Below are 14307 nucleotides of genomic sequence, written 5' to 3'. Positions count from 1 at the left end.
GCCCGGAGGAACCTATTGCGTCTGGTTCATCACCCTTGTCTGTCGCCGAGTGTCCCTGGGCCGAATGGCGGAGTGATCCATTCGACCGGGCGGCGGCCTCGACGCCGGTTGCGCACGATCGCGACGACCGCGAGGGAGGCGAGGAGGTCGGTGAGTGCGGTGAGTGCGGTGAGTGCGGTGAGTTCGGTGAGTCCGGGGAGAACCCTCTCGTTGCCGCGAGCGGCACCCCAAGGACGTCCTTTCCGTCGTAAGCGATTTCTGTATCTGTGTCATGTTTTGTTCCAGCGCGTGTGCGGCACTCGGTAACCCGCGGGCGGGCCCCCGGAAGGTGGTCACCGCTGCGTGCGGTGCGCTTCCGCGCGCCGGAAATCCGGCCCGGCCGCCGGGCGGAACAGAAGGTGTCGATGACGACGATCGGCGTTGAAGAGGAGTACCTGCTGCTCGACCCGGTCACGGGCCTGCCGGTACCTCAGGCGGACAAGGTGCGCGCCGCCGCGGGCGTGGGGCATCTCGTGACCGACCAGGAGGTGCAGTACGAGCTGCTCCAGGCGCAGGTCGAGGTGGCCACCCCGGTCTGCGACACCCTGGAGGAGGTCGGCGGTCATCTGCTGCGGCTGCGGCACGCCGTCGGTGTGGCCGCGGAGGAGCACGGCTGCCGGATCGGGGTCTGCGGGACACCACCGCTGCGGCATGGCCGCCCCATAGCCGTCACCGACCAGGCCCGCTACCGGGCCATGGTCACCCTGGCACCCCAACTGGTGGCGGAGCAACTGGTCAACGGCACGCACGTGCACGTCGCCGTCCCCGACCGGGAGGCGGGCGTGCAGGTCCTGAACCGGATCCGCTTCCGGCTGCCGACGCTGACGGCCATGGCCGCGAACTCCCCGCTCTGGGACGGCCACGACACCGGCTTCGCCAGCTGGCGCACGGTGATCTTCAGCCGGTGGCCGGTCAGCGGCATGCCCCCGCACTTCGAGGACGCCGCGGACTACGACCGGCGCGTGGAACGGCTCCAGGAGTCCGGCCTGATCTCCGACACCGGGCAGCTCTACTGGCAGGCCCGGCTCTCGGCCACCTATCCCACCATCGAGGTGCGGTGCCCGGACGTCCAGCTGCGGGCGGACGAGGCGGTCATGCTCGCCGCGATCATCCGGGCCCTCGTGGAGACCTCACTGGCGGAAGCGGCCGCCGGCACGCCCCTGCCCGACTGCGCGCCCGAACTGCTGCAGGCCGCCATGTGGCACGCCGCCCGCTACGGGCTCGGCGACACCCTGATCGACCCGGACGGCAGACCGCATCGCGCCGGCGACGTGCTCTACGAATTCCTGCGGCACGTCGCCCCCGCCCTCGACGCCTCCGGCGACAGCCGTCAGGTCACCTCCCTGATCCACCGGCTGCTGCAGGACGGCACCGGCGCGGACCGGCAGCGCGCCGCTCTCGCCCACGGCGGTCTGCGCGCGGTCACCGAGCTGATCAGCGCGCAGAGCACGATGCCGTGACGCCGCGGAACGGCTCGTCGGGCCGCCGCCGCGCGGGTCGTGGCGACGGCGGCGTGGGCGTGGTGCGGGCTGGCGGCCGGCTCGTCGAGGAGGAGGACCGCGGGCGCCGGCCCGTACGGAGGGGCGAGGCCGCTGATCTTCGTCACGGCGGGGGACCTGCGGGGACCCCCGGCGGTGAGAAGCCGCTCGGGTGCGAACGGTGGCCGTGAACCGACCCCGCGGAAGCCTGCCCGGCGCGGCCGATGCGGCCCTCGGTCCCGTCACGGCCATGGAGGACCGCACGAAGGACGCGGTCTGCAAGGTGATGGGACAGGACCGAGCGCGGTCAGACGGGCAGGACGAACGGAGGGTGCGCACCGTTCAGGAAGTAGTCCCCGACGTCCCTCAGCCGGTGCCCGACGGGCTCGTACAGGGTGTGGGTCCGGGCGTTGCGCCAGAACCGGTCGAAGCCCAGCCGTGCCGAGGCGGAGCGGGCGCCGATGATGTCGAGGGCTCGGGCGGTGGACTCCTGGGCGGCCCTGGACGCGGCGGCTTCGGCCATGGCCACGAGGACGGAGATCTCCGCGTACTCCTCGTAGGTCAGGTCCTCGCCGTGGTCCAGTCCCTCCTGGACGGCCCGGCGCGCCTGGTCGGCCAGCGCCGACGCCGAGCGGGTGAGCACGGTGAGCTCCCCGTACGCCGTCAGCACCTGCGGATCCTGCGGGGAGCCGACCGGCCAGTCCGGGTGCCGGTGGGAGGGACCGGTCCTGCTGTACTCACGGGCCTCGGCGAGCACGCCCTCCGCCATGCCGAGCCGGAGCTGCACCGACAGCAGGCGGCCGACCGGTGACATCAGGGCCGTCAAGGGCGACAGGACGTCCTCGTCCGACGAGAGGGACCCCAGTACGTCGTCGGCGGTGACCGGCACGGCGTCGAACTCCGCGCTGCCGCCAGCCGCCAGCCGCTGCCCGAAGGGGTCGGCGTCACCGTCGACGACCACGCCCGCGAGGGCGGGATCCACCACGAGCGCGAGGGGTTCGCCCGTCTCGGCCCGGACCGCCCGTACGGTGAGACGGTCGGCGACCAGGACGCCGGCGGCATAGCTCTGCCGGCCGTCGAGGACGTACCCCCGCGTGTCCTTGACGAGCGTCAGCGCCGGTTCCTGCCGGGCCAGGCCACCGCCCCAGCACCACTGCTCCGCCGCGGACCGCCGCTCCAGCCGGGCGGCAAGGGCCGCTCCGGCGAGGAACCGGGCGCTCCAGGACGTGAAGTAGTGACAGCCGAGCAGCTGGCCGATGGCGCCGTCGGCCGCCGCGATCTCCCGGACCACGGCGTACGCCTCGGTCCAGTCGGCGCCGCCGCCACCGGTATCGGCAGGGACGAGAAGCGTCAGCAGTCCCGACTCGCGCAGCCGCGACACCTCGTCGAAGGGAGGCTTGCCCGCCTGGTCCCTGGCCACCGCGTCCGTGGCGAGGTCCTCCGCCGTCTCGCGGGCCACGCGCAGCCAGTGCGCACGGCCGGGCCCGGCCTGGTCGGACTCCGCGGCCGGGCGGGACGGCGCCGGGGCAACGCCCGTCACAGGGATCTCCTCAAGTCCGTTTGCGCAGTGGGGCGTTGAGCCTCACCGGCGGGAAAGGTGTGTGGGCCATGCGCATCATCCTGCGCAGGAGTGCAAGGCGCCGTCAATACTTTCCTAGTAATTCGATAGGGAAGGTAGGGAAGGAGCCGCGCGCCGGCCGATCCCAACTCCCGGCCACCTCCGCGGGCTGGGACCCGCGCGCCGGATGGGGTCACGAACTGACCGCATCCCGTGCGACGGTGAGCGTGCACGCCGCCCGGACACCTGGACCACGGGTCGGCACACGACGCAGAGGCCGAGGTGCACCGATGACCGTTCTCGACGCCCGGGCGCTCAACCGCGCCACCCTCGCCCGGCAGTTGCTCCTCGATCGCGCCGACCTGCCGGTCCTGGACGCCGTCACGCACCTCTGCGGCCTCCAGGCGCAGGAACCGCAGGAGCCGTTCCCCGGCCTCTGGTCGCGGCTGCGGACGTTCGACCCGGCGGAGCTGTCGGACCTGCTGACCGGGCGGCGTGTCGTGCGCACCCACCTCATGCGCCGCACCGTCCATCTCGTCACCGCCGACGACGTCCTGGCCTGGCGCGCCCGCCACGACGGCATGCTGCGCCAGCGGGTCCTCGGGGTCTACCGGCGCGAGCTCGACGGGGTCGATCCCGGCGAACTCGCCACGGCGGGCCGGAAGGCCATGGCGGACGGCGAACCCCGCTCCATGCCCGAACTCGCGCGCGCCGTCGCCGACCGCTGGCCCGCGGCCGGGCCCCGGCCCCTGGGGGAAATGCTGGTCGCCGCCCTCCTGCCGACGGTCCAACTGCCGCCGCGCGGACTGTGGCGTACCAAAGCCGGAGTGCGCTACGCGCTGATCTCCTCCTGGCTGGGGCGCGAGGTCGACCCGCCCACGACGGACGGCTCCGACCCCGTCGGCCAGACTTTGGTACGGCGCTACCTGACGGCCTTCGGCCCCGCCGCCTCGGCCGACCTGCGCGCCTGGTGCGGCCTCGCCGGACTGCCCGCCGCGGTCTCCGCCCTGCGCGGAGAACTGGTCGCCTTCCGCGACGAACGCGGCCGCGAACTGCTCGACCTCCCCGATGCCCCCCGCCCCGACCCTGGCACGTCGGCGCCCGTGCGGTTCCTGCCGGCGTTCGACAACGCGATCCTCGGCTACCACGACCGCAGCCGCATCATCGACGACGCGCACCGCCACCTGTCCGTCGCCGGCGAGCGCGTCGTACTGGTCGACGGCAGGGTCGCCGCGACCTGGACCGTCGAGGCGGACACGGTGCTGGTGAACCCGCTGCGCCGCTTCTCCCGGGCCGACCGCACCACCGTCGCCGAGGAGGGCAGCGCGATGGCCTCCTTCCTCTCCGGCGGCGAGAGCGACCGGGTACGGATCGCGGCATCTCCCGCGTGAACCACGCCCTCACCCCTTCGCGACGAGCCGCCCCGCACTGATCGGCGAGCGTCAGCGGCAGTCAGGCGCACACTGGAAGGGTGCTGCCGGTGCTCACGAGGGGGTGTCGGCCCATGAAAGCGTCAGAGCGGGTGACCGTGCGGTGGTGGCGGTGGCGACGCAACGCGCTCAAACGGCGCGTCGACGTCGTCGAGGCCTGGGTCGTGCTCGCCGGCTGGGTGCTCGCCCTGCTGGGCGGGCTGGTCGCCGGGGTGACGGCCGCGGGCACGGTCGAGCGAGCCGCCGAACGGCAGCGGGCCGAGAGCCGCCAGGTCACGGCGGTGGTCGTCGAGGACGCGCCCGGCCCGTCTCCGGCCCGCACGGCGAGCGATCACCGGGTGTGGGGCAAGGTGCGGTGGACCGGGCCCGACGGCTCCACGCACCGGGAGGAGGCCCGGGTAGCGCCCAGGGCCCCCGCCGGAAGCACCATCTCCGTCTGGGTGAACCGGAGCGGTGACCTCACGAGCCCACCGGTGTCCAGCGGCGAGGTGTGGCTCCACACCTCGATGGGCGGCGCGCTCGCGGGGGCTTCCGCGGGCGGTGCGGTCCTGGGAGCCGTCTGGCTGACCCGCCTGGCCCTGGACCGGCGGCGCCTGGCCCAGTGGGACGCGGAGTGGGAGCGGATCGACACGCGCAGGGGCTGGAAGACGGGCTGAACGCGGCGGCACCACCGGGCTTACAGCCCACTCCGGCCGGTCGTCGTGGACGTCCGCGCCGGTTGTCCCGGCGGCTCGATCAGGTCCGGCCGGCCGTGTCCTGGTCCTCGTCGAGTGCCTCGTGCGCGCCGGGGGGAGCCGGCACGCCGCGTCGGCTGGAGCGTCCGGTCAGACGCGTGGCCAGCGGTTCCGTCCACCGGGCGGTGAGAGGGCCGAGCAGGACCAGGATGAGGACGTACGCCGTGGCCAGGGGGCCGAGGGAGGGCTCGATGCCGGACGTGACGGCCAGCCCGGCGATGACGATGGAGAACTCGCCGCGGGCGACGAGCGTGCCGCCGGCGCGCCAGCGGCCCCTCGGCCCGATGCCCGCACGGCGCGCGGCCCAGTAGCCCGTGGCGATCTTCGTGGCCGTGGTGACGGCGGCCAGGGCGAGGGCGGGCAGCAGCACCGGCGGAATGCTGGCCGGGTCGGTGTGCAGGCCGAAGAAGACGAAGAACACCGCGGCGAACAGGTCCCGCAGCGGCGCGAGCAGACTCGTCGCGCCCTCGGCGACCTCACCCGACAGCGCGATGCCGACCAGGAAGGCGCCCACCGCCGCCGACACCTGCAACTGCTGGGCCACCCCGGCCACCACGAGCGTCACACCGAGGACGACCAGGAGCAGTTTCTCGGGGTCGTCGCTGGAGACGAAACGCGAGACGAGGCGGCCGTAGCGCACCGCGAGGACCAGCACCAGGGCCAGCACGCCCACGGCGATGGCCAGCGTGACGCCGCCCGCGGCCAGGCTCACCCCGGCCAGCAGGGCCGTGACGATGGGCAGGTACACCGCCATCGAGAGGTCCTCCAGGACGAGGATGCTCAAAATGGCCGGGGTCTCCCGGTTTCCCAGCCGCCCCAGGTCTCCGAGGATCTTGGCGATGACGCCCGACGAGGAGACCCAGGTGACACCGGCCAGGACGACGGCGGCGACCGGGCCCCAGCCGAGCAGCAGGGCCAGGACCGCGCCCGGCAGGGCGTTGAGGACGGCGTCGAGGAGCCCGGCGGGGTAGTGGGTCCTGAGGTGGGAGACGAGGTCGGTGGCCGTGTACTCCAGGCCCAGCATGAGCAGCAGCAGGATGACACCGATCTCGGCGCCGACGGCGACGAAGTCCTCGCTGGCGCCCAGCGGCAGCAGCCCGCCCTCCCCGAAGGCGAGCCCGGCCAGCAGATAGAGGGGGATCGGCGAGAAGCGGAAGCGCCCGGCGAACCGGCCGAGCAGCCCCAGCCCGAGGATGAGGCAGCCGAACTCGATCAGGAAGACGGCGGAGGACTGCATGGCGGGTCACTCCCGCCCGAGTATCGCGGCGGCCGCCTCCACGCCCTCGCGGGTCCCGATGACGATGAGGATGTCGCCACCGGCCAGCCGGAAGTCCGGGGTGGGGGAGGGGATCGCCTCCGCCCGGCGCAGCACCGCCACCACGGACGCCCCGGTCTCGGTACGGATCCGGGACTCGCCCAGCAGCCGCCCGTTCCAGTGCGAGGAGCCGGGCAGTTCGATCCGCTCGGCGACGAGCCCCAGGTCGGTGGTGGACAGCAGGTTCGGCGTGTGATGCTCGGGCATCAGGGCGTCGATGAGCGTGGCCGCCTCCTCCGGTGCCAGCCGCACCGACAGGTCGCACGCGTCCGGGTCGTCCTCGCGGTAGGCGCTGACCGTCCGGTGCCCGTCCCGGTGCGCGACCACCGAGAGACGCCGGCCGTGGTCCCGTGTCGTCAGGTCGTAGCGGACCCCTATGCCCGGCAACGGGGTGCTGCTGAGGCGTGGCGCGCTCATCTCCGTCCCCCTTCGGTCGCGTTGCCTGCGCGTTCCTGCCTGTGGGGGGCCGCGCCCGGACGAGCGCCCAGATCCGGCCTGTGTGGCTCATCCTAGGCGGCGGGGCGCGACCGTACCCCCCTTGCGTGGGCTATCGGGAGGGCTGCGGGAAGGGGGTTGCGGGCGGGACGGGTGTGGCCGTGGGCAGCCGGGCGGTCGCCCCCTCGACCTGCCGCACCGTGCTCTCGCCGGGCCGGTCGCCCGTGCCCGCGCCGGTGGACAGCTGGGACCAGGCCCCCAAGGCCAGGGCGACGGCTGCCGCGGTGGCGGCGACCCGTCCCACGCGCCGGACCTTGGCCCGGCGGTCCAGGTCCTGCCACGCCACGCGCACCCACAACTCCTCCGGCTGCCACAGGTCGCCGACGGCGTGCGGAGGCTGTAGCCGCCGCCCGGCCGCCCGTTCCTCGGCGGAGGGCTCCCGGGGAGCGGAGACGCGTATGGCGGACTCGCTGTCCGTGAGGAATCTCAGCCACACGTCGTCGGGGGCCGGGGGGATGCCTGGCGGCTCGTGGGGTGTTCCCCGTCCGTCATGCTCATCGGTGGTCACGTCCCGTCATCCCCTCTCCGACCGTCGGCCCGCTCACTGCGCGGCGCAAGATCAGTATGCCGCCCGGGCCCCGGAGCCGCCGCCCCGTCCGGGCCCGCACAACGCGTCCGAGACCGAGTTGGAACGTGCCGTACGGCGGGAGCGCCCGGCCGCGCTCCCGCCCATGGGTCAGACCGCCGCCGGCAGGACGTGGTCCCCGACCTTGTCGGTGCTCAGGCACAGCGAGCAGACGACCGCGTCGTGCGTCCGGCACGCGGCGACGTCCGGCCGCTCGAACTGCTGCCGGCACACATGGCATGTGTAGGCGACGGAGCTGGGGTTGCCGTCCTCGTCCAGGAGGGGATCGGCGATGCCGTCGTCGGTGCGGCGCAGGTAGTACCTGCCCTTGGTGACCACGGCCATCAACGGAGTGAGGACGAAGGCGATGACGGCAGCGGCGACGGGGGAGTACGGCTGGAGCGTGTCGCCGAGGGCGTGGAAGTACATCGCGATGGACAGCCCCGAGGCGGCGACGAAGGAGACGACCCCGACGGGGTTGACGGCGTAGAGCATGCCGCGGCGGAACTCGGGGGCGTGCGGGGACAGCTTCAGCACGTACTTGTTGATGCCGATGTCGGTGGCCACCGTGACGACCCAGGCGATCGCGCAGTTCGAGTAGAAGCCCAGGATGCTGTTGAGGAAGCTGAACATGTCCGCCTCCATCAGCGCGAGCGCGAAGCCCAGGTTGACCAGGACGAAGACCATCCGGCCCGGGTAGCGCTTCGTGACCCGGGTGAAGGAGTTGGTCCAGGCGAGGGAGCCGGAGTAGGCGTTCGTGACATTGATCTTGATCTGGCTGATCACGACCAGGGCCACGGCCAGCGGGAGGACGATCCAGGACGGCATCATCGCGTCGAAAGCGTGCTTGAACTGCTGGATCGGCTCGGGCGCGGCGGAGGCGCCGACCTCGGCGATGATGTACACCGCGAGGAACACGCCGATGGCCTGCTTCAGCGCGCCCAGCACCACCCAGCCCGGACCCGCCATCACCACGGCCGTCCACCAACTGCGCTTGTTGGCCTCGGTCTTGGGAGGCATGAAGCGCAGGTAGTCGATCTGCTCGCCGATCTGCGCGATCAGCGACAGGCACACGCCCGCGCCGAGCAGCACGGAGGCGGTGTTGACGCCGCCGTCCCCGTCGGTGCCCGCGTAGGCGAGGAACCGGTCGACGGTGCCCGGGTCGGTGGCGACCAGGTAGACCAGCGGGCCGACCATCAGCAGCAGCCAGACGGGGGTGGTCCACACCTGGAGCTTGCTCAGCGCCGACATGCCGTAGATCACCAGGGGGATCACCATCAGGGTGGAGACCAGATAGCCCAGCCAGAGCGGCAGTCCGAGGCCCAGCTTCAGGCCCTGCGCCATGATCGAGCCTTCGAGGGCGAAGAAGATGAAGGTGAAACTGGCGAAGATGACGCTGGTGATGACCGAGCCGAAGTAGCCGAACCCGGAGCCGCGGGTGATCAGGTCCAGGTCGATGTTGTAGCGGGCCCCGTAGTAGGCGAGCGGGAAGCCCGTCACGAAGATGACGACGGCGGCGACGGCGATCGCGAGCAGCGCGTTGCCGGTGCCGTGGGCGAGGCCGATGCCGGCTCCGATGGAGAAGTCGGCCATGTAGGCGATGCCGCCGAGCGCGGTCGTCGCCACCACCATCGGAGTCCAGCGCCGGTAACTGCGCGGCGCGAAGCGGAGGGTGTAGTCCTCCAGGGTCTCCTTGACGGCCTGGTCCGTACCCCGCGGTGCCTCCTGCGCGGGTTCCGGACCGGTGACTTCTGCCAGTCGTGGCTCGGTGCTCATGCCACGCCTCCTCGCTGCGGGTTGGGGACGACAAGGCAGGCACGGTAGGCAGCGGTCGTTACCCCTAAATACTTCCTGCGTGAAGGGAATGTTTCGGAGGCATCTCATCGGGCGCCAGGGGCAGTTGCCGGGCCGACTACGGCACCCCGAGGATGAACAGCACGTACCCGGCGTACGACCCGGAGGCCAGCGCGGCCGTGCCGAGGACCGTGGCCAGGGACGGCCATCGGAGCCGGCTCATGGCGAGGGCGAGCGGGACGAACAGCGGGAAGAGCGGGAGCAGATAGCGCGAGACGTTGCCGAAGTACTGCTGGGTCGTCATCACCATGAGGTAGGACAGGACCGTGTAGACGACGAGCACGGCGGGCGGTCGCATCCGCAGCAGCAGCACGGTCAGCACCGGCACCATCAGCACCACGCAGACGCCGATGACGTCCTCGAAGGGCATCGCGAACAGGTAGTCGAAGTGACCGACCGGGATGGACGTCAGCACGTTGAACGTGTGGACTCCCCAGTCGAACTTGTGGGCCCAGGCGCCGTCCTGCAGCTTGGAGTAGCCGTTGATGTCGCCTATCCGGTAGTTGACCCAGGCGAGGTAGCCGAACAGGCCCAACGGTGCGATGGCCACGGCGGCGAGCGGGCGCCGCACCCCGTCCTCCCGGCGGCGCAAGGACAGCGCCACGGCCACGGCCAGGGCGGCGACGAGCGCGACGGCGGTGGGCCGGCAGAGTCCCGCCGCGCAGGTCAGCAGGCCGGCGGTGAGCCAGCGGCGGGACATGACGGCGTGACAGGCCCACGCGGCCAGCGCCGTGTAGAGGCTCTCCGAGTAGCCCGACCACTCCGTGCCCGAGCCGGGCCACACCGCCCACAGCCCGGCCGCGACCAGACCGGCCCGGTGGCCGCCCAGCCGCTTCGTCACGGCGTAGACGCCGAGGGCCGCGACGAACGAGGCGATGACGGAGACCGTCATGCCGGCGCCGTACAGGCCCAGTCCGGTGCACTCCGAGACCAGTCGCATCAGGGTCGGATACAGCGGGAAGAACGCCGCCGAGTTGCCCTCCAGCGTGATCAGGCCCTTCGCACCCGGGACGGGCTCCAGTGCGGGGTCGTACCCGTGCTCGGCGATCTGCTGGTACCACCAGCCGTCCCAGCTGGCCAGGACATCCCAGGCGTGCTCCCCGCCGCCGAAGCGCGGGTTCTTCTTCCGGAAGTCGCCCGCCGAGTCCAGCAGATACATGAAGACGGCGAAGCCGGCCAGCTTCAGCACGCCGTATGTCAGCAGCACGGGCCCGTAGCGGACGGCGGCGCGCACCCTCGGCCGCAACTCCCGTTTTCGGTACGGTACTTCGGGGCCGCTGGCGGTGGAGGGCGGCCGGCGCAGCTGGATGGTGCTCATGGCGAGACGGATCCTGTCGTACGGCGGGCCGGGAACACCCAGGCCCGGAAGAGGAGGAAGCGCAGCAGCGTCGCGGCCAGATTGGCGGCGATCAGCGTCACCAGCTCGACCCGATGGCCGGCCCCGGGCGCGAGGTGGTGGAGGACGGCCAGTGAACCGCTGGTCAGGGCCAGCCCGACCATGAAGGCGGCCAGGCCCTTGAGCTGGTGGCGGAGCGCGCCGTCGCGGCCCCGCACCCCGAACGTGAGCCGCCGGTTGGCCGCCGTGTTGGCGATCGCGCTGGCGAGCAGGGCGAGCCCGTTGGCGGCCTGCGCTCCCGTCGCCGGTCTGAGCAGGGTGTACAGCAGCAGATAGCACAGGGTGCTGGCGGCACCGACCGCGGCGAAGCGCACCGCCTGCCGGGCCAGACCCGCCGGCAGCTCCCCGTCGAGGTCGCCGTCTCTGCGGCGCAGCGCGGTCAGCGGCAGCCGGCCGCCGGCCAGGGCCCGGCCCAGCCTGGCCATGCCCCGCAGATCGGCCAGTGCCGTGGAGAGGATGTGGACCCGGCTGTCGGGGTCGTCCACCCAGTCCACCGGCACCTCGTGGATGCGCAGCCCCGCGCGCTCGGCGATCACCAGCAGCTCGGTGTCGAAGAACCACTCGCGGTCCTCCACCAGCGGCAGCAGCCGCTCGGCGACGTCCCGCCGCACCGCCTTGAACCCGCACTGCGCGTCGGAGAACCGCACGGCGAGCGTGGAGCGCAGCAGTCCGTTGTAGCAGCGGGAGATGATCTCCCGTTTGGGCCCGCGCACCACCTGCGATCCCCGGGCCAGCCGGGTGCCGATGGCGATGTCCGAGTGACCCGAGATCAGCGGCGCGACCAGCGGCAGCAGTGCGGCGAGGTCGGTGGACAGGTCCACGTCCAGATACGCGAGCACCGGCGCGCGGGAGCGTGACCACGCGGTGTGCAGCGCCCGGCCCCGCCCCTTCTCGGCGAGCCGGATCCAGTCCGTGCCGGGCAGTTCCGCGGCCAGCCGTGCGGCGATCCGCGGGGTGGCGTCGGTGCTGGCGTTGTCGGCGATGGTGATGCGGAAGGCGTAGGGGAAGGTCTCGCCGAGGTGCGCGTGCAACCGCCGGACGCAGGGTTCCAGGTCGTTCTCCTCGTTGTACACGGGGACGACCACGTCGAGGACGGGTTCCGGGTGGTGCGCGGGCAGGGGTGCCCGCCGGGGCAACGCGGACGGCCCGGGTATCGGGCGGTCGATCAGGGCCGACCGCCGTACGGTTCGCATGGCTGTTTCACGGTCCTCTTCTGGCGCGGGGCATGCCCGGTCGCCGGTTTTGGGCATGCCGAAGGCGCCCGTGGCGGGTGGTGCGGTGAAGGAGGCTCGGGGCGAGGGCGCCCTGGCGGGGAGGGCCGCTCAGGCGGCTACTCGGGGTAGACCGATGCCGAGGGTTCCTCGGAGTCCACCGGGGACGGCGGGACCGTCGTCGGTGTGGGGGAGGGCGCCGGCGTGGCGGGCGGCGTCGTGCCGGACCGGCTCTCGGAGGACGTGGCCGTCGGCGTGGGGTCCCGCGCCGGCTCGCTCGTCGGCCCGGACGGTGTGACACCGCCGGTCATGGTCGCGGGCAGGGTCGTCTCGGGCTGCTCGGTCGGCGTCGTGCTCGGCGCCGGTGGTGCGGTGGTCGGTGTGCTGTCCGGCGAGGTCGTCGGACTCGTCGTCGGCTGCGGACGGTGATCGGCGGGCTGGGCGCGGGTGAGCATGCTGGGCAGCAGGGCCAGCCCGACACTGAGCCCGGCCACCGCCACGGCGGAGCCGCCCGCCTTCCACAGCAACCGTGACCGGCGGCGGGAGCGGATGCCCGCGTGCAGCCGCTGCCGGTGCTCGGGCTCGTAGGGGGTGTGCTGCTGGGTGTCGCGCATCAGCCGCGACAGGTCCCGCTCGAAGTCGTCCATCGGTTCTCCTTTCACCCCACGGGCCTGACGGCGTCGGACAGGATCTGGCGGAGCCGCGCGACTCCGCGCGACGCATGGGACCGGGCTGTGCCCACCGGGCAGCCCAGGGCCTGGGCGACCTGGGACTCGGGCAGGTCCTCGTAGTAGCGCAGGACCACCGCGGCCCGCTGCTTCGGCGACAGCAGGGCCAGCGCCGCCTCCAGTCGCGAACGCTCCGCGACGGCGGAGGACATGTCGCCCGGGTCGGCCCGGTCCGGCAGTTGCTCCACCGGGCGCTCCCCCCACCAGCGCCGCCGCGCCGAGCGGGCCGCCAGCCGCACCAGCACGGTGCGGACGTACGCCTCCGGAGCCTGCTCGGCGACCTTCGGCCAAACGAACCACAACTTGACCAAGGCTTCCTGCACCAGATCCTCGGCACGCTGCCGGTCACCCCCCGTGAGCAGACGCGCGACATGGAGCAGCGCCGACCAACGGGCGGCCGCGAACTCGTCGAAGCCGTCCGCCCGAACCTGCTCCATCCTCACCGTCCTGCGTCTCAGTGGCCCCCTACACCTCTCAAAAGACGCTGGACCCCACCCCACGCTGCACCCTAAACCTGTGATCCACCTCACTCTGTCTGGGGCAGGGCATGGAAAAGGGCCCGTGCACAGGCACGGGCCCTCTTTTACGAAGTGCTGGACGAGCCGGTGGCGGTTCAGCGGGCTCCCGGGCCGCCGCTGCCGAAGCCGCCGCTGCTGCCCTCGTTCCAGCGCGGGCGCGTCTGCGAGGCGCTGGTCCGGTCGCTCTGGTTGCCGTGCGTCTTCAGCTCGTGCGGCGTCAGACGCTCCTCACTTCTCGGCATCTCGTCGGGCTCGCGGCGCTCCAGCGTCTCGCGGACCGGGCCGCCGTCGGGGAGCCTCGGCTGCTCGTCGGGCCGCGGCGGACGCCGGCGCTTGTGCCGCAGGCCCAGGATGAAGGCGCCCAGCAGCAGGGCCACGACCACCAGACCGGTCACGACGAACCCGAAGCCGGGGGCGTCGCCCGCGGCCATCTCCATCCATGCGCTATTCATGGCGCGCGGGTACCCCTGGTCCCCACCATGAACCCGGTCCCCTCGGCCGGGGGAGGGGAGCGGCCCGTGAACGGTTCTCCGCTGCGAACACCGGTTTGACCGACGTCGAGCGGGGCTACCCGCGCGGTGTGACTTCGACGACATCCCAGCAGGAGCTGTTCCGGTTCCTGGAGGACCGTTTCGCCTGTGCGCAGGCGTGCACCGAGTGCGCGCGGGCGTGCGCGCTGCGCGCAAGCCTCGTGGATCCCGACGGCACCGAGAACCAGGAACTCGTACGACGCAAGGGCATCATGTGCGCGGAGGTCTGTGACGCGACCTGCCGTGTGCTGTCCGAGCAGAACCAGGTGGACGAGAGCACCATCCGGGTCCAGGTGGAGTGGTGCCGGACCGTGTGCCTGGAGGCCGCCCATGTCTTCGACCGGCAACCAGGAGCGGAGGACTCGGCGGCGGCATGCCGCGCCTGCGCGCGGGCGTGCACGGACTTCCTCGCCACGCTGAACTGACCGACACCATTCCCTCTGACCGACACCATTC

The 14307-nt window shown here is 72.4% G+C and carries 14 protein-coding genes; 4 read left to right on the top strand and 10 right to left on the bottom strand.

The features are described 5' to 3' along the window. Positions 1 to 404: 404 nt before the first annotated feature. Positions 405 to 1499, top strand: a complete 1095-nt coding sequence (locus RFN52_RS02845) for a carboxylate-amine ligase (protein WP_184854248.1) — start codon at positions 405 to 407, stop codon at positions 1497 to 1499. Between the two features lie 325 nt (positions 1500 to 1824). Here the strand turns inward: RFN52_RS02845 and RFN52_RS02840 are convergent, their stop codons facing one another. Then, the gene (locus tag RFN52_RS02840; RefSeq protein ID WP_184854249.1) at positions 1825 to 3057 is read right to left on the bottom strand and encodes an acyl-CoA dehydrogenase family protein; all 1233 of its coding nucleotides are present in this window, start codon (positions 3055 to 3057) and stop codon (positions 1825 to 1827) included. 308 nt (positions 3058 to 3365) lie between these two features. Between RFN52_RS02840 and RFN52_RS02835 the strand changes: the two genes are divergently transcribed. Both RFN52_RS02835 and RFN52_RS02830 read left to right on the top strand, forming a co-directional pair. Then, positions 3366 to 4466, top strand: a complete 1101-nt coding sequence (locus RFN52_RS02835) for a winged helix DNA-binding domain-containing protein (protein ID WP_184854250.1) — start codon at positions 3366 to 3368, stop codon at positions 4464 to 4466. Positions 4467 to 4579: 113 nt separating this feature from the next. Then, entirely contained in the window at positions 4580 to 5161 is a 582-nt protein-coding gene (locus tag RFN52_RS02830) for an Rv1733c family protein (protein WP_184854251.1), read from the top strand. A 79-nt stretch (positions 5162 to 5240) separates the two neighbouring features. On the opposite strand, the gene RFN52_RS02825 is transcribed toward RFN52_RS02830, so the two are convergent. The 9 genes from RFN52_RS02825 to RFN52_RS02785 form a co-directional block, all read right to left on the bottom strand. Beyond that, positions 5241 to 6476, bottom strand: a complete 1236-nt coding sequence (locus RFN52_RS02825; RefSeq protein WP_184854252.1) for a cation:proton antiporter — start codon at positions 6474 to 6476, stop codon at positions 5241 to 5243. Between the two features lie 6 nt (positions 6477 to 6482). Further along, positions 6483 to 6971 carry a cation:proton antiporter regulatory subunit gene (locus RFN52_RS02820; protein ID WP_184854253.1) on the bottom strand — a complete coding sequence of 163 codons (489 nt, stop codon included), beginning with the start codon at positions 6969 to 6971 and terminating at the stop codon, positions 6483 to 6485. A 130-nt stretch (positions 6972 to 7101) separates the two neighbouring features. Then, on the bottom strand, positions 7102 to 7557 hold the full coding sequence (locus tag RFN52_RS02815; protein ID WP_184854254.1) for a hypothetical protein: 456 nt from the start codon (positions 7555 to 7557) through the stop codon (positions 7102 to 7104). 168 nt (positions 7558 to 7725) lie between these two features. After that, entirely contained in the window at positions 7726 to 9390 is a 1665-nt protein-coding gene (locus RFN52_RS02810; protein ID WP_184854255.1) for a purine-cytosine permease family protein, read from the bottom strand. 136 nt (positions 9391 to 9526) lie between these two features. Beyond that, positions 9527 to 10786 (bottom strand): putative hexosyltransferase, encoded by a 1260-nt coding sequence (locus RFN52_RS02805; RefSeq protein WP_184854256.1) that lies wholly within the window; start codon positions 10784 to 10786, stop codon positions 9527 to 9529. Continuing rightward, positions 10783 to 12057 carry a bifunctional glycosyltransferase family 2/GtrA family protein gene (locus tag RFN52_RS02800; protein ID WP_184854257.1) on the bottom strand — a complete coding sequence of 425 codons (1275 nt, stop codon included), beginning with the start codon at positions 12055 to 12057 and terminating at the stop codon, positions 10783 to 10785. Before RFN52_RS02800 ends, RFN52_RS02805 begins: the two co-directional genes overlap by 4 nt. 137 nt (positions 12058 to 12194) lie before the next feature. Next, positions 12195 to 12722: a cellulase gene (locus RFN52_RS02795; protein WP_184854258.1), complete on the bottom strand. Its 528-nt coding sequence runs from the start codon at positions 12720 to 12722 to the stop codon at positions 12195 to 12197. Between the two features lie 11 nt (positions 12723 to 12733). Continuing rightward, entirely contained in the window at positions 12734 to 13240 is a 507-nt protein-coding gene (locus tag RFN52_RS02790; RefSeq protein WP_184854259.1) for a SigE family RNA polymerase sigma factor, read from the bottom strand. Between the two features lie 176 nt (positions 13241 to 13416). Further along, positions 13417 to 13773: a DUF6479 family protein gene (locus RFN52_RS02785; RefSeq protein WP_184854260.1), complete on the bottom strand. Its 357-nt coding sequence runs from the start codon at positions 13771 to 13773 to the stop codon at positions 13417 to 13419. Between the two features lie 128 nt (positions 13774 to 13901). Between RFN52_RS02785 and RFN52_RS02780 the strand changes: the two genes are divergently transcribed. Beyond that, entirely contained in the window at positions 13902 to 14276 is a 375-nt protein-coding gene (locus tag RFN52_RS02780; protein ID WP_031103717.1) for a four-helix bundle copper-binding protein, read from the top strand. The last annotated feature ends 31 nt before the right edge of the window (positions 14277 to 14307 follow it).

The organism is Streptomyces collinus (assembly GCF_031348265.1).
Lineage (GTDB): Bacteria > Actinomycetota > Actinomycetes > Streptomycetales > Streptomycetaceae > Streptomyces > Streptomyces collinus.
This window is presented reverse-complemented; position numbering and strand designations above follow the sequence as displayed.

Excerpts from the sequence above, each read along its gene's own strand:
- RFN52_RS02845 (WP_184854248.1), top strand. The coding sequence starts at position 405 with ATGACGACGATCGGCGTTGAAGAGGAGTACCTGCTGCTCGACCCGGTC.
- RFN52_RS02835 (WP_184854250.1), top strand. The coding sequence starts at position 3,366 with ATGACCGTTCTCGACGCCCGGGCGCTCAACCGCGCCACCCTCGCCCGG.
- RFN52_RS02830 (WP_184854251.1), top strand. The coding sequence starts at position 4,580 with ATGAAAGCGTCAGAGCGGGTGACCGTGCGGTGGTGGCGGTGGCGACGC.
- RFN52_RS02825 (WP_184854252.1), bottom strand. The coding sequence starts at position 6,476 with ATGCAGTCCTCCGCCGTCTTCCTGATCGAGTTCGGCTGCCTCATCCTC.
- RFN52_RS02820 (WP_184854253.1), bottom strand. The coding sequence starts at position 6,971 with ATGAGCGCGCCACGCCTCAGCAGCACCCCGTTGCCGGGCATAGGGGTC.
- RFN52_RS02810 (WP_184854255.1), bottom strand. The coding sequence starts at position 9,390 with ATGAGCACCGAGCCACGACTGGCAGAAGTCACCGGTCCGGAACCCGCG.
- RFN52_RS02805 (WP_184854256.1), bottom strand. The coding sequence starts at position 10,786 with ATGAGCACCATCCAGCTGCGCCGGCCGCCCTCCACCGCCAGCGGCCCC.
- RFN52_RS02800 (WP_184854257.1), bottom strand. The coding sequence starts at position 12,057 with ATGCGAACCGTACGGCGGTCGGCCCTGATCGACCGCCCGATACCCGGG.
- RFN52_RS02795 (WP_184854258.1), bottom strand. The coding sequence starts at position 12,722 with ATGGACGACTTCGAGCGGGACCTGTCGCGGCTGATGCGCGACACCCAG.
- RFN52_RS02790 (WP_184854259.1), bottom strand. The coding sequence starts at position 13,240 with ATGGAGCAGGTTCGGGCGGACGGCTTCGACGAGTTCGCGGCCGCCCGT.
- RFN52_RS02785 (WP_184854260.1), bottom strand. The coding sequence starts at position 13,773 with ATGAATAGCGCATGGATGGAGATGGCCGCGGGCGACGCCCCCGGCTTC.